At 69.5% G+C, this 18,614-nt stretch carries 16 protein-coding genes; 12 read left to right on the top strand and 4 right to left on the bottom strand.

All coding sequences use genetic code 11. From position 1 onward, the window contains the following. Positions 1–43: 43 nt before the first annotated feature. From ACFW0G_RS18505 to ACFW0G_RS18460, 10 genes are all read left to right on the top strand, one after another. Complete coding sequence (locus tag ACFW0G_RS18505; protein WP_378326536.1) at positions 44–568, top strand: NUDIX hydrolase; 525 nt, start codon at positions 44–46, stop codon at positions 566–568. Then, complete coding sequence (locus ACFW0G_RS18500) at positions 565–2,751, top strand: DUF6049 family protein (protein ID WP_378326535.1); 2,187 nt, start codon at positions 565–567, stop codon at positions 2,749–2,751. Before ACFW0G_RS18505 ends, ACFW0G_RS18500 begins: the two co-directional genes overlap by 4 nt. A gap of 709 nt (positions 2,752–3,460) precedes the next feature. Then, positions 3,461–5,197 carry a murein biosynthesis integral membrane protein MurJ gene (gene murJ / locus ACFW0G_RS18495; protein WP_378326637.1) on the top strand — a complete coding sequence of 579 codons (1,737 nt, stop codon included), beginning with the start codon at positions 3,461–3,463 and terminating at the stop codon, positions 5,195–5,197. Between the two features lie 77 nt (positions 5,198–5,274). Next, the gene (locus ACFW0G_RS18490; RefSeq protein ID WP_378326534.1) at positions 5,275–6,870 is read left to right on the top strand and encodes a protein kinase family protein; all 1,596 of its coding nucleotides are present in this window, start codon (positions 5,275–5,277) and stop codon (positions 6,868–6,870) included. Positions 6,871–6,901: 31 nt separating this feature from the next. Further along, on the top strand, positions 6,902–7,564 hold the full coding sequence (gene sigM / locus ACFW0G_RS18485; protein ID WP_378326533.1) for an RNA polymerase sigma factor SigM: 663 nt from the start codon (positions 6,902–6,904) through the stop codon (positions 7,562–7,564). Next, positions 7,561–8,418: a hypothetical protein gene (locus tag ACFW0G_RS18480; RefSeq protein WP_378326532.1), complete on the top strand. Its 858-nt coding sequence runs from the start codon at positions 7,561–7,563 to the stop codon at positions 8,416–8,418. The genes sigM and ACFW0G_RS18480 overlap by 4 nt, the downstream gene beginning before the upstream one ends. A 79-nt stretch (positions 8,419–8,497) precedes the next feature. After that, positions 8,498–9,493, top strand: a complete 996-nt coding sequence (trxB, locus tag ACFW0G_RS18475) for a thioredoxin-disulfide reductase (protein ID WP_378326531.1) — start codon at positions 8,498–8,500, stop codon at positions 9,491–9,493. Positions 9,494–9,537: 44 nt separating this feature from the next. Then, entirely contained in the window at positions 9,538–9,876 is a 339-nt protein-coding gene (gene trxA, locus ACFW0G_RS18470) for a thioredoxin (RefSeq protein WP_345405599.1), read from the top strand. A 277-nt stretch (positions 9,877–10,153) separates the two neighbouring features. Next, positions 10,154–11,302: an N-acetylmuramoyl-L-alanine amidase gene (locus ACFW0G_RS18465; RefSeq protein WP_378326530.1), complete on the top strand. Its 1,149-nt coding sequence runs from the start codon at positions 10,154–10,156 to the stop codon at positions 11,300–11,302. A gap of 428 nt (positions 11,303–11,730) precedes the next feature. Further along, positions 11,731–12,279: a DUF4287 domain-containing protein gene (locus ACFW0G_RS18460; protein ID WP_378326529.1), complete on the top strand. Its 549-nt coding sequence runs from the start codon at positions 11,731–11,733 to the stop codon at positions 12,277–12,279. Between the two features lie 7 nt (positions 12,280–12,286). Here ACFW0G_RS18460 and ACFW0G_RS18455 read toward each other — a convergent pair whose 3' ends face one another. After that, positions 12,287–12,931: a GNAT family N-acetyltransferase gene (locus ACFW0G_RS18455; RefSeq protein ID WP_378326528.1), complete on the bottom strand. Its 645-nt coding sequence runs from the start codon at positions 12,929–12,931 to the stop codon at positions 12,287–12,289. 206 nt (positions 12,932–13,137) lie between these two features. Between ACFW0G_RS18455 and ACFW0G_RS18450 the strand changes: the two genes are divergently transcribed. Beyond that, a complete protein-coding gene (locus ACFW0G_RS18450) occupies positions 13,138–14,457 on the top strand; it encodes a PLP-dependent aminotransferase family protein (RefSeq protein ID WP_378326527.1) in 1,320 nt (439 codons plus the stop codon). Positions 14,458–14,498: 41 nt separating this feature from the next. Beyond that, positions 14,499–15,449, top strand: a complete 951-nt coding sequence (locus tag ACFW0G_RS18445) for a D-alanine--D-alanine ligase (protein ID WP_378326526.1) — start codon at positions 14,499–14,501, stop codon at positions 15,447–15,449. 177 nt (positions 15,450–15,626) lie between these two features. Here ACFW0G_RS18445 and ACFW0G_RS18440 read toward each other — a convergent pair whose 3' ends face one another. The 3 genes from ACFW0G_RS18440 to rsmG form a co-directional block, all read right to left on the bottom strand. Beyond that, positions 15,627–16,643 carry a ParB/RepB/Spo0J family partition protein gene (locus ACFW0G_RS18440; protein WP_378326525.1) on the bottom strand — a complete coding sequence of 339 codons (1,017 nt, stop codon included), beginning with the start codon at positions 16,641–16,643 and terminating at the stop codon, positions 15,627–15,629. Continuing rightward, positions 16,640–17,566, bottom strand: coding sequence for a ParA family protein (locus tag ACFW0G_RS18435; protein ID WP_378326524.1), 927 nt, complete (start codon positions 17,564–17,566; stop codon positions 16,640–16,642). The genes ACFW0G_RS18440 and ACFW0G_RS18435 overlap by 4 nt, the downstream gene beginning before the upstream one ends. Positions 17,567–17,652: 86 nt before the next feature. Continuing rightward, entirely contained in the window at positions 17,653–18,333 is a 681-nt protein-coding gene (rsmG, locus tag ACFW0G_RS18430; protein WP_378326523.1) for a 16S rRNA (guanine(527)-N(7))-methyltransferase RsmG, read from the bottom strand. Between the last annotated feature and the right edge of the window lie 281 nt (positions 18,334–18,614).

Raw genomic sequence — 18,614 nt, 5'->3', positions numbered from 1 at the left:
TGAGCCAGCGTACCCGGACACCCGTTTGCTCTAGCATCGCAGCATGTCTGGATCAGCCGGTCGCACCGGCGCCTCGAAGCCGCGAAGGCGACGCAGGCGTCAGCGCGGCAGGCGGCTGACCACGGTCGACGAGACGTCCGCCGGCGGGCTGGTCGTCGATCCGGCCCGCGAACACGCGGTGCTGATCGGCCGTCTCGACCGGCACGGCAAACTGCTCTGGTCCCTGCCGAAAGGTCACATCGAGGACGGTGAGACGGTGGAACAGACCGCGGTGCGCGAGGTGAAGGAGGAAACCGGCATCTCCGCGCGCGTCCGGCGGCCACTGGGCACCATCGACTACTGGTTCGTGGCCGAACGACGCCGGGTCCACAAGACCGTGCACCACTTCCTGCTCGAGTCGTACGGCGGCGAACTCTCGGACGAAGACGTCGAAGTCACCGAGGTCGCCTGGGTGCCACTCGCCGAGCTGGAATCCAGACTCGCCTACGCGGACGAGCGCAAGCTCGTGCGCAAGGCCAAAGAACTCTTCGCGCACGAAAAGCGCGCGCCCGAGGGAGCCCCCGAGTGAAGCGGTTCGCCGCCTTCGTCCTTGTCGTCCCGCTGCTCGCCTTCTCCGCCCTGTTCGGCGGCACCGCGCAGGCACAGGTGGAGCAGGAGCCGCCGCGGCTGCGGCTGGACATCACCCAGCTGAACCCGAGGGTGATCACCACCAGCTCGACGACGTTGACCATCTCCGGCTCGATCACCAACATCGGTGACCGCCGGATCTCGACGCCGAAGGTGCGGCTCGAGGTCGGCGACCGGCTGACCAGCTCCAAGCAGCTCGCCGACCGGCTGGCCGGGGCGGGTGGCACCGACCCTTCGCTGACCGACTTCGCGGTGGTGACCCAGGAGCTGGAGCCGGGACAGACCGCTCCGGTGAACGTGACCGTCAACCTCACCGGCGGCCGCGCGGCCTACCAGCTGGCGAAGCCAGGGGTGTACCCGCTGCTGGTCAACGTCAACGGCACCCCGGAGTTCGGCGGCCAGGCCCGGCTCGCCGCGGTCAGCACGCTGCTGCCGGTGCTCAGCGCGCCGGGCAGGTCCGCGCCGGAGAAGCCCGCCAAACCGGCGAGCGTGACCACGCTCTGGCCGATCGCGGACAACCTCCCGCACGTCTACTCGGCGGCGCTCGGCGGCCCGCTGACCCTGACCGATGACAGGCTCGCGGACGAGCTCGGCACCGGCGGACGACTGAACGCACTGGTCACGGCGGCGCGCACGGCCCAGACGGACGACCAGCGGCTCGCCTCGTCGCTGTGTTTCGCGATCGACCCCGACCTGATCCAGACAGTGGACGCGATGACGCGCGGCTACCAGGTCCGCGTCGGCGCGGGCACGGTCGAGGGCAGGGGCGTCCAGGCCGCCCAGGACTGGCTGGCCGGCCTGCGCGCGCTCGTCGCCGGGCGCTGTGTGGTGCCGCTCCCGTTCGCCGACGCCGACCTCGGCGCGCTGACCCGGATCCGCTCCGGCAGCGGCAACGCCGACCCCGGGCTGCTGGCCAAGGCGGTCGGCGGCGCGGGCACGATCACGCAGCTGCTGAACGTCCAGCCGCTGAACGGCGTGCTGTGGCCCGACGGGACGCAGGACGACCAGACGCTGACCGCCATGGCGGGCGCCGGGATCCGCACGGTGCTCACCAGCTCGGCGAACCTCCAGTCGGACGAGCTGGTGACCAGCGAGGTCACGCTGACCGGCAGCGGGATCAGGGCGCAGCCGATCGACGCGCTGATCTCGGACGCGATGAACGGGGTCGCGAATCCCCACCCGCCGATGGCCAACACGGTGCTCTCCAGCTCGGTGCCCGCGATCTCGGCGCAGAACGGGCTGGCCGCGATCGCGTTCCGCGCCGGTCTCGGACAGAGCCAGCAACAGCCGGGTGCGCACCTGCTGGTCGCTCCGCCGCGACACTGGGACGCTCCGCTGTCCGAGGTGTCCGGCTTCCTGCAACGCGTCGGCGACTACCTCGGCTCGGGGCTCGTCACGGCCACCGACCTGCCGAAGCTGCTCAACGGCTCGGCGTCGGGCACCGCGTCGATGAACACCAAGGGCGACCTCGCGTCGGGCCCCGACGGCGACGTCACCACGGCGCTGTCCCGCATCAACGGCCAGGCCGCCAACCTGCAGTCGGCGATGGTGGCGGATCCGACCAAACCCAAACCGGTGAAGCCGGAGGACGTGACCGAGCCGGTGCGTGGCGCGCTCCTGCGCGGCGCGTCCACCACGTGGCGTGGCGCGGACGCGAGCATCGTGACCGCGAACGCGAAGGGTGACCTCGACGCGATCAGCGACCGGATCACCGTCGAGCGGCCGAAGCAGACGATCGCGCTCGCCTCCGGGGCGTCACCACTCCCGGTGTACGTCAGCAACGAGCTGCCGGTGGGGATCTGGACCCGGATCGCCTTCAACAACAACTCCGGCCTGCGCCTCGACGACAAACGGAACCTGTTCTACCCGGCGGGCGGCAGCAAGAACGAGTACATCCCGGTCGAGGCGCTGCGCGCGGGACGGCTCAGTGTCGATGTGTCGTTGAGCACCCCCACCGGTACTCCGCTCGGTTCACCCGCTCGGTTCGAACTGACGTCCACCGAGTACGGCGCGATCACCATCATTGTCACCATCACCGCAGGTGGAGCGCTACTTCTGCTCGCTTCGCGGCGGATCTACCGGCGCGTCAAAGAGGCGAAGTCCGGCCGCGGCGGAACCAGCTGACACCCTCGGAGCGTTCGTCGTTTGAGTGTTTCGGGGGGTCGCCGATTACCCTGGTTCGACCGGTGTCGCGGCGGCTGCCCCGCTGAGGCACGCCAGAACGAAGACCGAGGATTGGGCACGCGTGGACAATGAGCCGGGTAAACCACCCGAGCGTGCGAGTCGTCCTCGGCGCGAAGGCCACCCGCCGCGACAGCGTCGTGAGCGGAGTGACCGGGGAGAGCCTCCGCCTCGTCCGACGCGCACCGAACGGCCCGCGCCGAACGAACGCCGTCAGCCACCTCCCCAGCAAAACCCGCCCCCGGAACGTCGCGAGCGGCCGCAACCGCCGGTGAACGGCAGGGGCAGGCCGCTGCCGCCGCCCGACAACCGGACCCGCCGGATGCCGCCGGTGGAGCGTCCCGGCCAGACACCACCACCGCCCGGCGCGGCACCGCAGCAGGGCCTGCCGCCCGTCCGGCGGCAGCCGCCACCCCAGACGCCGCCGCCGACCAAGCAGGTCCGGCTGCCCCAGCCGTCCGGTCCCCAGCGGATCCCGCCCGCGGCGCCCCCGCCGGGCCAGGCCCCGGCGGCGAAGACACCCGCTCCGCCGCAACAGCCACCCGCGCGCGGGCGCGGCACCCGCCGTCCGGCCCCGGTCCGGCCGTGGGAAGAGGGTGCGCGCCGCGACGCGGAGGCGACCCGGTTCATCCCGCGCACCCCCGGCGTCCCGATGGGCTCGCGCTGGCCGGTCGCCGATCCCGACGTCCTGCGCCCCTACGACGCGCTGGCCACGCAGGTCATGCCGCGGATCACCGACGCGCCGCTGGTGCGTCCGGCGAAACCCGGCTCGACCGCCGAACAGGAAGCGATCAAGGAGCAGGGCCCCTCGATCGCCAAGGCGAGCGGCCGGATGGCGATCGCGACGCTGACCAGCCGGATCACCGGGTTCGCCTGGAAGATCATGCTGGCCGCGGCCGCCGGGCTCGGCGTGGTGAACGACTCCTACACCGTGGCCAACAGCCTGCCGCTGATCGTCAACGAACTGCTGCTGGGCGGGGTTCTGACCAGCATCGTGGTCCCGCTGCTGGTGCGTTCGCAGGACGATCCGGACGGCGGCGAGGCCTACACGCAGCGGCTGATCACGATGGCGATCACCGTGCTCGGCATCGGCACCGTGCTCTCCACGATCGGGGCACCGTGGATCACCAAGGTCCTGATGGACGACAAGGGCCACGCGAACCTCGGGCTGGCCACCGCGTTCGCCTATCTGATCCTGCCCGGCCTGTTGTTCTACGGCCTGTTCGCGGTGCTGTCCGGCATCCTGAACGCGAAACAGATCTTCGGCCCCGGGCAGTGGGCGCCGGTGGTCAACAACCTGGTCATCATCGTGACCATCGGGCTGTACGTCGTGGTACCCGGCGACCCGACGATCGACCCGCTCAAGATGAGCGACCCCAAGCTCCTCGTCCTCGGCGGCGGCACCCTGGCGGCGATGGTCGTCCAGGCGCTCTACCTGGTCCCGGCGCTGCGCAAGTCCGGCTTCCGGTTCAAATGGCGCTGGGGGATCGACGACCGGCTGAAGGAGTTCGGCAGCCTGGCCCTGTGGATCCTGGCCTACGTCGCGGTCAGCCAGATCGGCAACATCGTGAACACCCGGGTGCTGACCCAGGGCGCCCCTGGCGGCGTGACGATCTTTTCGAACGCCTGGCTGCTGTTCCAGCTGCCCTACGGCGTGATCGGCGTGTCCCTGCTGACCGCGATCATGCCGAGGATGAGCCGGTCCGCGGCCGACGGGGACCACAAGAAACTGGTCGCCGACCTGTCCTACGCGTCGCGGCTGTCGACGCTGACCATGCTCCCGATCTCCGCGGTGATGGTGATCGCGGGCAGCTCGATCGGTGTGGCACTGTTCACCGTCGGCAAGGGCTCGCTCGACTCCGCCGAGCGGCTCGGCGAGGCCCTCGCCGTCTCGGCGTTCGGCCTGCTGCCCTACGCGCTGATGCTGCTGCAGATGCGGGTGTTCTACGCGATGAAGGACTCCCGCACGCCGACCGTCATCATGGTCGTGATGACGGTGGTGCGGATCCCGCTGCTGTTCCTCGCCGGCGGCGTCCTCTCGCCGGAGAACGTCGTCATCGGCGTGATGATGGTCAACTCGCTCGGCTACATGGTGGCCGCGGTGATGGGCCAGGTTTGGCTCTGGGTGCAGCTGGGCAACCTCCGCAGCAGGCGAGTCATCGGGGTGATTCTCTTCACCGTGTTCGCGAGCGCACTCGGCGTGGCGGCGGCCTGGGTCGTCGGCATGCTCGTCCCGTCCGCGTTCGGCCCGACGGTGCAGGCCTGGGCGAAGTTGATCTTGCAGGGCATCGTCGGTCTCGGGGTCTCGTTCGGGGTGTTGATGGCGCTCAAGATCCCCGAGCTCGACCCGGTGACGCGGAGAATCACCCGGTTGATCAAGCGCGGGTAACAATTTACGCACGGATGGCGACCGTTCACGCGTCGTATTCTGGGTAACCTCGTACGGGGAGCTACGCGGGAGAGAGTGTGGACACGAGACGGAGCGAACAGGCAGGGGGTGCGAGCCAGGTGGGCATCCGGGCCCAGGGAGGGTCGCTTGCCCCCGGCCGGGTCGTCGGTGACGGCCGGTATCGTCTGCTCGCCCAGTTCGGGGTGGACGAGCGGGCCGGGGCGCATCTGTGGCGAGCGCGGGACGGGCAGCTGAAGCGCGATGTCGCGCTGACCCTGCTGGTCGGTGACCCCGCGGACCCCGAGTCCGCGCGGCAGGCCCGGCGCACCCTGGAGCGCGCCGCCCACGCGTCGAAGTTCGGCCACGGCGGTGTCGCCCGCGTGCTCGACGTGCTCAGCCTCGGCAGCGGCGTGACCTCGGGTGAAGGACTGCTCGGCGTCGTCGTCGCGGAATGGACCAAGGGCAGCGACCTGGTCGACCTCGTCGCGCAGCGCCCGGTGGCGCCCGCCGCCGCGGCGCGGATGGTGCAGGCGCTGACCGAGGCGGTCGAGCAGGCCCATCAGAACGGCCTCGTCCTCGGCCTCGACCATCCCCAGCGGCTGCGGCTCACGCCGAACGGCGCGCTGAAGCTCGCCTTCCCCGGCCCGCTGCCGGAGGCGACACTGCGCGACGACGTCAAGGCGCTGGGCGCGGTGCTGTACCTGCTGCTCACCGGGCGCTGGGCGCTGCCGGGCGGCCCGCCTGCCATCCCGGCGGCGCCGCATTCACCCGACGGCCGGATCATCCCGCCGCGCTCGCTCGTCCCCGCCGTGCCCGCGGATCTGTCCTCGCTGGCCGTCCGCACCATCGAGGACGGCGGCAACGGCGGCATCCGCACCAGCGCGGCGATCCTGCGCGTACTCGACCAGGTCGCCGAGGAAGAGGAACGCACCCAGCTGATCAAGGCGGTCGGCACCGAGGGCGAGGCACAGGGCGACGGCACGGTGTGGACCACCAAGAAGCCGGTCAAGGACGTGGCACGCCGCCGCAAGCTCGCGCTCGGCGTGACCGTGCTGGTCGTGGCGACGGTGGCGATCCTGGCCTGGGTCGGCCTGATGTTGATCAACCTGTTCCAGGGCGATTCGAAGGCGAGCGGGCCGAACATCAACGTCGCCCAGCCGCAGTCGAGCCAGCCCGCGCAACCGCCGCCGCAGTCGCAGGCCCCGCCTGCCTCGCAGCCGCCGGCGGTGGGCGCGCCGGTGACTCCGCAGTCGGCGGCGGTCTACAACCCGCAGGGCAAGGGCGACAACCCGGGCAAGGCGAAGAACGCGATCGACGGCGACCCGGCCACGACGTGGAAGACCGACCAGTACCAGCAGCAGCTGCCGGTGCTCAAGAAGGGCGTCGGCCTGGCGGTCTCGTTCAAGGACGCGATCAAGCTGGCGCAGGTGAAGATCACCTCGACCAGCCCGGGCACGAAGGTCGAGATCCGCTCGGCCGACACCAAGAACCCGGTGCTGGACGACACGAAGGTGCTGGCGAGCGCGGACCTGACCGGCGGCGAGACGACGATCCCGCTGCCCCAGCCGCAGCAGGGTCAGAACTTCATCGTCTGGATCACCCACCTGGGCGACGACCACGGCGACGGCTTCCTCACCGAGATCGGTGAACTGACCTTCCTGCCTGCGGGGTGACTGTTCCGGGGAAGTCAGTAGGCTTCCCCGGGTGACTGCTGCAGCTCCTACGGACGCGGACCTCATAGCGGCGCACGCCGCGGGGGACCCACGCGCGTTCAGCGAACTGGTCGGCCGGCATCGGGACCGCATGTGGGCGGTCGCCCTGCGCACCGTACGGGATCCGGAGGAAGCCGCCGACGCACTGCAGGACGCGTTCATCTCCGCCTTCCGCGCCGCCGGGAACTTCCGGGCGGAGTCCCAGGTCACGACCTGGCTGCACCGGATCGTGGTGAACGCGTGCCTCGACCGGATCCGCCGTCGCCAGGCCCGTCCCACCGTCCCGCTGCCGGAGACCGGGTTCAACGAACCGGCGTCCCCGCGCGACTCGATGGCCGAGCGGGAGACGAGCCTGCTGGTCAGGGCGGCGCTGGAGCAGCTGCCCGAAGAGCAGCGTGGCCCGATCGTGTTGGTCGACGTGGAGGGATACTCCGTCGCGGAGACGGCCAAGATGCTCGGTATCGCCGAGGGCACGGTCAAGAGCAGGTGCGCGCGAGGCCGCGCGAAACTCGCGAAGGTTCTCGGACATCTGCGGAACCCCGATGCGATTGCGAACGTCCCAACTAACGAAAGCAAACGAGATCGTGCTACCCCGGGCGAGCGACGGGGTACCAGGCGGCCGCAGGGCACGCCGGGTGAGGTGGAGGGACGATGACGGACGAAACACGGGGGATCGGCGGGATCGTCGGCCCGCCCTGGTCTGTCGATGTGCTCGCCGACCTCCACGCCGGAGCCCTGGACGAACAGACGTCGGCCGATCTGTGGCCGAGGGTGCACGCCGACCCGGACGCCCGCGCGATCATCGACGCGCTCGAATCGACGCAGTCCGACCTGGCGGCGCTCGCCACCGCACCGGTCGAGCCGATGCCTGCGGAGTACGCGGCCAGGATCGACGCGGCGCTGGCCGCCGAGTCCTCGGCAAGGCAGGCGGCCCAGGGGCCGCGTCAGTTTCCTGGACAGGCACAGCGTGAACAGGCACCGCCCGTACCCGGGCAGGCCCCACAGGCGGGCCCCGGGCTCGCCCCGGTGGTCGACCTGGCGGCGGCACGGAAACGGCGGAACAAGCGGATCGGCTGGGGCGCCGGGATCGTGACCGTCGCCGCGGCGGCCGTCGCGGCGATCGCCATCATCGTGCCCGCCACGCAGCAGAGCGGGGGCCCGACCGGCGGTATCGCCCAGCCCGCGCCGTCGGGACCGGCCGGTCCGGCGGGGCCGACGCTGGGTGGCGACGGCAGCGGCGCGCAGTCGCTGCTGGGCAAGTCGCTCGGTGTCCGGGACTTCGGGCCGCTGCAGACCGAGGAACGGCTCGACGCGTGCGTCGCCGCCAATGGACTGGACCCGGCCGTGCGGCCGGTGGGCGTGCAGCCGGTGACGGTCGAGGGCAAGGCCGGGGTGATGGTCGTCTACACCACCGGCAAGCTCGCGCAGTACCGCATGGTGGCCTTCGGCGCCGACTGCGGCCCCGGTAATCCGGCCAAGTTGTTCGACAAGGTAGTTGGGGAGAAGTAGCGGCCGTCACGAGCGGGAACACTGCAACCTACGATCGTGTTGAGCCCGGTACACGGGGCACTACGAGCGGAGGTCACGGGTGGCTGCCGAGGACATCAGGAACCTGATCATCGTCGGATCGGGTCCTGCCGGATACACCGCCGCCGTTTACGCGGCGCGGGCACAGCTGGAACCGCTGGTGTTCGAAGGAACCCAGTTCGGCGGTGCGCTGATGACGACGACCGAGGTCGAGAACTTCCCCGGCTTCCGCGACGGCATCCAGGGCCCGGACCTCATGGAGGAGATGCGCAAGCAGGCCGAGCGATTCGGCGCGGAGCTGCGCTCGGAGGACGTCGAATCGCTGGAGCTGACCGGGGACGTCAAGTACGTCGTCGCGAACGGCCAGCGCTACGCGGCGCGCGCGGTGGTCCTCGCGATGGGGGCCGCGGCGCGGTACCTGAACGTGCCCGGCGAGCAGGAGCTGCTCGGCCGCGGCGTGTCGGCCTGTGCGACCTGTGACGGCTTCTTCTTCCGCGACCACGACATCGTGGTGGCCGGCGGCGGCGACTCCGCGATGGAGGAGGCCACGTTCCTCACCAAGTTCGCCAAGTCGGTGACGATCGTGCACCGTCGCGACGAGTTCCGCGCCTCGAAGATCATGCTGGAGCGCGCCCGCGCGAACGAGAAGATCAAGTGGCAGCTGAACTCGCAGATCACCGGGGTGCTCGGCGACGGCAAGGTCGAAGGCCTGAAACTGCGGGACACGAAGTCGGGCGAGGAGTCCACGCTGGACGTCACCGGGTTCTTCGTCGCGATCGGCCACGACCCGCGCAGCCAGCTGGTGCGCGGCCAGGTCGACATCGACGAGAACGGCTACGTGCTCACCAAGGGCCGCACGTCCTACACGAACCTCGACGGCGTGTTCGCCGCCGGCGACCTGGTGGACCACACCTACCGCCAGGCCATCACCGCGGCCGGTTCGGGCTGCGCGGCCGCGATCGACGCGGAACGATGGCTCGCGGAACACGGCGAGGCAGAGACCGCCCACGAGGCCCCCGAGCTGGTCGGCGGCGGTTACGGCGCAGCCGCGAACTGACCATCCGGACCTTTCTCAGCCGCTCACCCCGATAAGGAGAACCCATGTCCGAAAACACCGTGAAGGTGACCGACAAGACCTTCGTCGACGACGTGCTGACCAGCGAGAAGCCGGTTCTCGTCGACTTCTGGGCCACCTGGTGCGGGCCGTGCAAGATGGTCGCCCCGGTGCTCGAGGAGATCGCGGCCGAACACGGCGAGAAGCTGACCATCGCCAAGCTCGACATCGACGCGAACCCGAACACGGCGCGTGACTACCAGGTGATGTCCATCCCGACCCTGATCCTCTTCCAGGGCGGCAAGCCGGTGAAGCAGATCGTCGGCGCGAAGCCGAAGGCCGCGCTGCTTTCGGACCTGGCCGACGTCATCTCCGCCGACGCCTGATCCGTCCCCCGGAGAACCCGGGCCTGCGGGAATCATCCCGCCGGTTCGGGTTCTTCACCGTTTCGGGGCTTCGCGCCGTGGGTAGCTGATCACTGCGTGAAGATGTGGTGTCGCACACACCCGGTCTCCGACGCCTTGACGTACCACCCGGGCCTGCGCGCTCACCGAGAGTCCACAGGGCACAATAGGGTCGCTAGAGTCTCTGGGTCACCGCCCAGCAGAGGTTTTCTGTCCCGCATCGAGTTCTTTTCGGTGCCCGAGGAAGAGCGAGGAGTGCATGCGGGTACTCCGCCGCGGCGACGCCGGACCGGATGTCGCCGAGATCAGGTCGATCCTTGCCGCGATGGACCTGCTCCCGCCGGTGACCGACTCCGGGGAATACGGCGTGTTCGACACCGCCGTGGAACACGCCGTGCGGGCCTTCCAGCAGCGCCGTGGGCTCATCATCGACGGCTTGGTGGGCCCTGCGACGTACCAGGCGCTCAAGGGCGCCAGCTTCCACCTGGGGAGCCGCCCGCTGCAGTACATGCTGTCCTCGCCGGTGCACGGCGACGACGTGTTCACCCTGCAGGAACGGCTCACCGAACTCGGCTTCGACGCCGGTCGGCCGGACGGCTACTTCGGCCCGCAGACCGAGCGCGCGCTCAAGACGTTCCAGCGGGACATGCGGCTCGCCTCGGACGGCATCTGTGGCCCGGCCACGATCCGCGAGCTGCACCGGCTCTCCTCGCCGCGCGCCCGCGGCGGCCGCCCGGTGTTCCTGCGTGAGCAGGAGCAGGTGCGCCAGGCCGGGCCGAGGCTGCGCGGGAAGCGCATCGTCATCGACCCCGGCCACGGCGGGGACGACCTCGGCGTGATCGCGGGCGGCCTGCGCGAGGCCGACATCGCGTGGGATCTGGCGCGCCGTCTGGAGGGCCGGATGAAGGCCACCGGCATGGAGGCGCTGATCTCCCGCGGCCCGAACCAGAGCCCGACCGAGAGCGAGCGGGCGAAGTTCGCCAACGACGCCGGCGCGGACCTGTTCCTTTCGCTGCACAACGACGCCAACGACTCGCCCAAGGCCGAGGGTGTCGCGAGCTTCCACTTCGGTACCGGCAACGGCACCACGTCCACGGTGGGCGAGCTGCTGGCCGGCTTCATCCAGCGCGAACTGGCCGCGCGAACCGGCCTGCTGGACTGCCGCACGCACTACAAGACCTGGGAGATCTTCACCAAGACCCGCTGCCCGGCGGTCCGGGTCGAGATCGGCTACCTGACCAACCCGGACGACGCCCGCAGGCTGGCCGACCCCGCCTTCCGCGACGTGGTCGCCGAGGGCATCCTGGTCGCCGTCAAGCGGCTGTACCTGCTCGGCGAGGGCGATCAGCCGACCGGCACGTTCACCTTCGCCGACGTCCTGGCCCACGAACTCGCGAAGGCCGAATAACCACCCACTCGCGCGCCCTGGGTCCGCACCACAGCGGACCCACCCCACCGCGCCTCCGAACAACCCACAACCCGGCCGCATTTGGCTGAAAATTCACCCACCTGGCCGCTGCCACAACACCTTGCGCCCCACCCGGGCCCGGCACACCACACCTAGGGACATCCCCCGCCCTCCCTGGGGGGCGTCCCCAATAACAGTCTACCCATCCACAGGTTTTCCACCGCGCTCATCAGCAATCTGTGGATAACTCGTCCCTTCTTCCACAGCTGTGCACAGGCGCCGAAATGGTGCTTTCGTCCCAGACTTCTCCGTGCTACGCGGCTCGCACCGAGAAGTTCTTCCGAGACTTTTCCGGCCGGCATGTCGAGAAGTCCGAAGCAGCTTCTACGTCCCCGGTGAGAGACACTCGAAGCCGGAGGAGAGCCGTCATGAGCAAGACCCTCACGACCACCGAAGCCGTCCAGCGGGCGACCGGCCGCGACTGGGCGGGCTGGAACCTCGAACTCGACACCTGGGGCGCCGCCGAGCACCCGCACAAGGACATCGTCGCCTGGCTCGTCGGTGAACACGGCCTCGGCAACTGGTGGGCACAGACCATCACCGTCGAGTACGAACGCGCTCGCGGGCTCCGCGCGCCCGGCAGCGGGCGCGACGGCCGCCACAACGTCAGTGCGAGCAAAACCGTCGACGTCGCGGTCGAGGACCTCTACGCCGCCGTCACCGACGAAAAGCTCCGCGCGGAATGGCTGCCGGACGGCGAGCTGCGGGAACGCACCAGCCAGCCGCACCGGTCCGCGCGGTTCGACTGGGGCGACGGCATGACCAGGGTCAACGTCGGCTTCGTCGACAAGGGCGGCAAGGCCCAGGTCGGGCTGATCCACGAGCGACTGGCCGATGCCGCCGAGGCGGAGAAGTTCAAGACGTACTGGCGAGAGCGCTTGGCCGTGCTCAAGGAACTGCTCGAACAGCGGGGCTGAGCGGTCGCTACGCGCGGCCGAGGCTCGGTTCGGCAGTGGTGATGGTCACCTGGCCGAGCAGCCGCTCCAGCGCCGCCTCGACGTCTTCCTTCCAGGTGATCGCCGAACGCAGCTCCAGGCGCAGCCGCGGCCACTTCTTGTGCGGCCGGACGGTCTTGAAGCCGACGCTCTGCAAGAACGCCGCGGGCAGGACGCAGTCGTGCCCCGACGCCGGATCCTCGTCGCCCGGGGAGGCGTCGCCGAAGGCTTCGATGGCCCGTACACCGCGTTTCGTCAGATCTTTCGCGACCGCCTGCACGAGCATCCGGCCGAGCCCGCCGCCGCGGAACTCCGGCAGCACGTGGAACGCCGTCAGCAGGACGGCGTCCGCGCTCGGCGGCGACGTCGGGAAGGCGAGCGCGCGCGGGACCGCGTTCGGCGGGGCGTAGAGCACGAAACCGACGGGGAGGGTGTCGCTGTAGACGATCCGGCCGCAGGAGCCCCATTCCAGCAGGACGCTGGACACCCAGGCTTCCTTCTCGACCTCGGTGGCGCCGTACTCCTCGGCCTGCACCTTGAGATGCGGCGCGACCTCCCAGTAGACACACCGGCGGCAGCTCTTGGGCAGGTGCTCCAGATTGTCCAGTGTGACGCCCACAACGCGACGCGACACCCGCGACCTCCCTGGAATACACAACCCGGCTGGCTGGTATCGGCCGCTGACCTGCGAAAGAGCAGGGCGTACCGAAAGAGCCCCCACCGAGGATAGGCCGATGTGACGAGCGCGGAAAGGGGAGGGTGCCCGAACGGCGCCCGGTTACACTCGATGGATCTACCAGCAGGTAGATCGAGACCGCCGAGCCCCGGGTGAATCCTCCGATGACCGAGAACCGCCCCGTCAAGCCGCAAGCCGGCCGCCACAACCTCGACCCGCACCTGGAGCGGTACGCCGCCCGCACCGCGGGGATGACCGCCTCGGAGATCCGAGCGTTGTTCGCGGTGGCCAGCAGGCCCGAGGTGGTCTCCCTCGCCGGCGGTATGCCGAACCTCGCCGCGCTCCCGCTCGACACGCTGTCGGCCCAGGTCGCCGAGATCATCGCCGAGGACGGGCTGGTCGCGCTCCAGTACGGCTCCGCACATGGGGTGCCCGCCCTGCGGGACCAGATCTGCGAGATCATGGCGCTGGAGGGAATCAAGGCGCATCCGGACGACGTCGTCGTGACCGTCGGCTCGCAGATGGGCCTCGACATGGTCACCCGGCTGTTCTGCGATCCCGGTGACGTCGTGATCGCCGAGGGCCCGTCCTACGTCGGCGCGCTGGGCTCGTTCGCGGCGTACCAGGCGAACGTCGTGCACGTCGCGATGGACGACGACGGCCTGGTCCCCGAGGGCCTCCGCGAAGCGCTCAAGCAGGCCGAGAAGGCCGGGCAACGCGTCAAATTCCTTTACACCATCCCGAATTTCCACAACCCTGCCGGCGTCACGCTGGCCGTGGAACGCCGTGCCGAGATCCTCGAGATCTGCCGCGAGCACGGCGTGCTCGTCGTCGAGGACAACCCGTACGGGCTGCTCGGTTTCGACGGCCAGACCTACCCGGCGCTGCGCTCCATGGACCCCGAGAACGTCGTGTACCTCGGCTCGTTCTCCAAGACGTTCGCCTCGGGCCTGCGCGTCGGCTGGGTGCTCGCCCCGCACGCCGTGCGCGAAAAGCTCGTCCTGGCGGCGGAATCGGCCACGCTGTGCCCGCCCACCTTCAACCAGATGATCGTGTCGCGGTACCTCGCCACACACGATTGGAAGGGCCAGATCAAGAAGTTCCGGGAGAACTACCGCGAACGCCGCGACGCGATCCTTTCCGCGCTGGAGCAGTACCTCCCGGCCGGCTGCACGTGGACCAAGCCGGACGGTGGTTTCTACGTGTGGGTGACGGTGCCGGAAGGCGTCGACACCAAGGCGATGCTGCCGCGCGCGGTCACCGCCAGGGTCGCGTACGCGTCCGGAACCGGTTTCTACGCCGACGGGTTCGGCAGCCGTCAGATGCGGCTGTCGTACTGCTACCCGACGCCCGAACGCATCCGGGAGGGCGTGCGCAGGCTCGCTTCGGTGCTGGAGTCCGAAATGGACCTCGCCCGCACCTTCGGTAGCGTGAACACCCGCCCGATCTCGGGGCCGCAGACCCCTTATCCGGACACGGTCTGACCGGCCGCGCGTCCTCGAACAGCATCAAAGGAGTTCCCACGGTGGTCGACCACACCGTTGCCGTGCTCGCCGGTGGGCTTTCGCACGAACGCGACGTCTCTCTCCGGTCCGGACGGCGGCTTTCGGCCGCCCTGCGGGCCGACGGGTTCACCGTCGAGGAATGGGACACCGACAGCGGGCTGATGGAGCGGCTGCGCACGCACCGCCCCGACGCCGTGGTCGTCGCGCTGCACGGCGGCGAGGGTGAAAACGGTTCGGTGCAAACGGTTCTGGAGATGCTGGACGTCCCGTTCGTCGGCACCAGCTCGCAGGGCTGCCGCCGCGCGTGGGACAAGCCGATCGCGAAATCGTTGGTGGCCAAGGCTGGGTTCGCCACCCCGGACTGGGTTGTGTTGCCCCACAGTACTTTCCGCGAACTCGGCGCTCAGTCCGTGCTGGACGCCATGGTGGAGCGGCTCGGCCTGCCGATGATCCTCAAGCCCGACCAGGGCGGGTCCGCGCTCGGCGCCCAGGTCGTCCGCGACGCGGCCGAGCTGCCCACCGCGATGGTCGGCTGTTTCGCCTACGGGGACACGGTTCTCGCGGAGCAGTTCGTCGACGGCGTCGAGGTGGCCGTCACCGTCGTCGAAGGTGAGAACGGGGCCGAGGCCCTGCCCGCGGTCGAGATCGTGCCGGAGAGCGGCATCTACGACTACACGGCGCGCTACACCGCCGGGCTCACCGACTTCTTCACCCCCGCGCGGATTTCCCCGGAGGCGGCCAAGGCTGTCGGAGAACTCGCCGTTTCCGCGCACCAGCAACTCGGCCTGCGCGACATCTCCCGTACGGACGCTGTGGTGGCCGAGGACGGCACGGTGTACTTCCTCGAAGTGAACCTGTCGCCGGGGCTCACCGAGACGTCCACGGTGCCAATGGCCATGGAAGCGGCCGGGCAGTCACTGGGTTCCGTGTTCGGCGATCTCATCGCCCGCGCCGTACGCCGCGCGGGCTGACCCCCACCCTTCACCGAGCGACCACGAGCCGGGCGGACTCCGCCCGGCTCTGTCGTTGGCGCCCCTTTGACCGCCGCCGCGGGGCACTCTTTTCCGCGTTCGACACCTGATCACTTCAGGTGATCATGACTTCACCACCAGGAACTGTCACCGTGACGAAAGGCCCTGGTGTGATCCCTAGTCGGATTCCGGTGTCCGATTCGCCGTATTTTCGTCCATCAGCGCGACAATGCGTTCGAGGTCGTCGACCGAGCCGAATTCGAGCACGATCCGGCCCTTGCGGCGGCCGAGGTCGACCTTGACCCGGGTGTCGAACCGATCGGAAAGCCGGTTCGCCAGCTCCTGGAGACCGGGCGCCTGCATCGGCTTGCGCGGCGCGGGCTTCTGCTTCGCCGGCTTCTCACTCTTCTTGAGCGTGACGGCCTCCTCCGTCGCCCGGACCGACATACCCTCCGCGATGATCCGGGCAGCGAGCTCTTCCTGACTCTCGGCGTCGTCCAACGACAGAAGGGCGCGCGCGTGTCCGGCGGAAAGCACGCCCGCCGCCACCCGCCGCTGTACCGGGAGGGGGAGCTTCAGGAGCCGGATGGTGTTGGTGATGACCGGGCGGCTGCGGCCGATCCTGCTCGCCAGTTCCTCGTGGGTCACCGCGAACTCGTCGAGCAACTGCTGATACGCGGCTGCCTCTTCGAGCGGGTTCAGCTGGACTCGGTGGATGTTCTCCAGGAGCGCGTCCCGCAGCATCGACTCGTCTGCGGTCTGCCGGACGATCGCGGGAATCGCTTCGAGCTCGGCCTGCTGCGACGCACGGAGTCGCCGCTCGCCCATGACGAGCTCGTACTCGTCGTTGCCGAGCTCGCGGACGACGATCGGCTGCATGAGACCGAACTCGCGGATCGAGTGCTCGAGTTCGGCCAGCGCCTCTTCATCGAAGACCTGACGCGGCTGCTTCGGGTTGGGCTTGATCGCGCTGACGGGCACCTCGCGGTACACCGCACCGGCGACCTCACCGCCGTGGGAACCGGCTGCCCCGTTCGCCGCGAACCAGCCCGTGTCGTCCTTCGACCCGGACTGCGTGTTCGCGGGCGCCGGGTCGGCGGGGGAGGAGGACGGCGCCGAACCGCCCGTGGTCGCCGGCCCGGTCGGGATCAGCGCGGCAAGCCCGCGCCCCAGTCCTCCGCGTCGTTCAGTCATGAACCATTTCCTCCTTGACCCAATGCGCCTCGCTCGGCGATCTCCCGCGCCGCGTCGACGTAGCTCATCGCTCCCCGGGAACCGGGGTCGTAGGCGAGCACGGTCTGGCCGTACCCGGGCGCCTCGGAGACCTTCACGCTGCGCGGGATGACGGTCTTCAGCACGAGATCGCCGAAGTGGTTACGCACCTCCTGCGTCACCTGGTCGGCCAGCTTCGTGCGGCCGTCGTACATGGTGAGCAGGATGGTCGAGACGCTGAGTTCGCGGTTCAGGTGCGCCTGGACGAGCTCGATGTTGCTCAGCAGCTGCCCCAGGCCTTCCAGCGCGTAGTACTCGCACTGGATGGGGATGAGGACCTCCTGCGCGGCGACCATCGCGTTGACGGTCAGCAGACCGAGCGACGGCGGGCAGTCGATGAAGACGTAGTCGACGCCGATCTCGTCGAGGATCTCCGACGAGATCGCCTCCTTGAGCCGAGACTCCCGGGACGCCATCGACACGAGTTCGATCTCGGCACCGGCGAGATCGATGGTCGCGGGGACGCAGTAGAGATTGGGCGACTGCTCGCTGACCGCGGCCGCCTCGGCGAGCGAGACCTCACCGATGAGCACCTCGTAGATGGAGGGCGTCCCGGACCGATGATCGACGTCCAGCGCGGTGCTGGCGTTGCCCTGCGGGTCGAGGTCAATGACGAGCGTCTTGAGCCCGTGCACGGCGAGCGCGGCGGCCAGGTTCACTGTGCTGGTGGTCTTGCCAACGCCGCCCTTCTGGTTGGCGACGGTCAGCACGCGCCGGTGGGTGGGCCGGGGGAGTCCGCCCTCCTCGGGGTGCAGGACTCGTGCGGCACGGACGGCTTCCTCGGCGATCGGGGTCCAGGCCAACTCGTGGCCGGTGTTCGCGGAGTCGGACGGTGGGGGAGTCACCGGTCTCGACACCTCCTCTGAATAGACGACTGGTTGACGTACGCACCGCGTCGTTTCACGTGGAACATGCGGCCCGTTCTCCTGCCCTAGCTCCTCCTGCCGCGTGGCCGAGGCGACTTCGGCGGCAGGCGTTTGATCATCACAACCGTGCTGGGGACGTCGAGTACCTTCGCGCCACACGTGGCGACTACCGGATCGCCGCCCCCGAGTTTGCGGACGGCCGCCCGGTCCCGCTCGATCTCCGCCGCGACGCTCGCCCCTTTGAGGGCGACCACGGATCCTTGGACACGAACAAGAGGAAGACACCAGGCGGCGAGCCGGGCGAGCGGGGCGACCGCGCGAGCCGTGACGACGTCCGCGCCACTCAGCTCTTGAAGAACCGCCCGCTCCTCCGCACGTCCTCGGACGACGGTGATCGGAAGTTCCAGCTTCTCGACGACCTCGGCCAGCCAGTCGATCCGGCGGGCCATCGGTTCGAGGAGAACGATATCGAGGTCCGGTCGAGCGATGGCGAGCGGTACTCCCGGAAAGCCCGCACCCGACCCGACGTCGATCACGCGGGCACCTTCAGGGATCCGCTCACCGATGACAGCGGAGTTGAGCACGTGCCGATCCCAGAGCCGGTCGACCTCCCGGGGGCCGATGAGGCCGCGCTCGACACCGTGACTCTCGAGGAGTTCGACGTAGGCCGCAGCTTGGTCGACGTGGTCACCGAACACCCGAGCCGCTGCCGTGCGCACCGCGGAAGCGACGCCGTCCAAGCTCACTACATCCACTCCTTGTCTGCCGCGTTTCACGTGAAACGCGCTCGGCTGATTGTCCCTGATGCCGCGACCAAATCGAGCCGACAGACCGCAACTGTGGACAAGTCCACTCCGCGAACGGAGCCTACGGCGCGTTTCACGTGAAACACAGCCTTGTAATTCCCGCCCCCGAAAGCAGAGAAGCGGGCGGGCCGCGGGGGGGGGGGGCGGCGCGTGGCGGAGGGGATTAAGTACAGGAGGGCCGGCCGAACCCCACCCCCCCAGGCCCGGGGATAGCAACCACC

The organism is Amycolatopsis sp. NPDC058986, assembly GCF_042741125.1.
Taxonomy (GTDB): Bacteria; Actinomycetota; Actinomycetes; order Mycobacteriales; family Pseudonocardiaceae; genus Amycolatopsis.
This window is presented reverse-complemented; position numbering and strand designations above follow the sequence as displayed.

What these genes read in the sequence shown, in the direction of transcription:
- ACFW0G_RS18460 (WP_378326529.1), top strand. Translation starts at nt 11,731, where the DNA reads ATGAGCAAGACCCTCACGACCACCGAAGCCGTCCAGCGGGCGACCGGC.
- ACFW0G_RS18440 (WP_378326525.1), bottom strand. Translation starts at nt 16,643, where the DNA reads ATGACTGAACGACGCGGAGGACTGGGGCGCGGGCTTGCCGCGCTGATC.
- ACFW0G_RS18480 (WP_378326532.1), top strand. Translation starts at nt 7,561, where the DNA reads ATGACGGACGAAACACGGGGGATCGGCGGGATCGTCGGCCCGCCCTGG.
- trxA (WP_345405599.1), top strand. Translation starts at nt 9,538, where the DNA reads ATGTCCGAAAACACCGTGAAGGTGACCGACAAGACCTTCGTCGACGAC.
- ACFW0G_RS18465 (WP_378326530.1), top strand. Translation starts at nt 10,154, where the DNA reads ATGCGGGTACTCCGCCGCGGCGACGCCGGACCGGATGTCGCCGAGATC.
- murJ (WP_378326637.1), top strand. Translation starts at nt 3,461, where the DNA reads ATGGGCTCGCGCTGGCCGGTCGCCGATCCCGACGTCCTGCGCCCCTAC.
- ACFW0G_RS18450 (WP_378326527.1), top strand. Translation starts at nt 13,138, where the DNA reads ATGACCGAGAACCGCCCCGTCAAGCCGCAAGCCGGCCGCCACAACCTC.
- ACFW0G_RS18505 (WP_378326536.1), top strand. Translation starts at nt 44, where the DNA reads ATGTCTGGATCAGCCGGTCGCACCGGCGCCTCGAAGCCGCGAAGGCGA.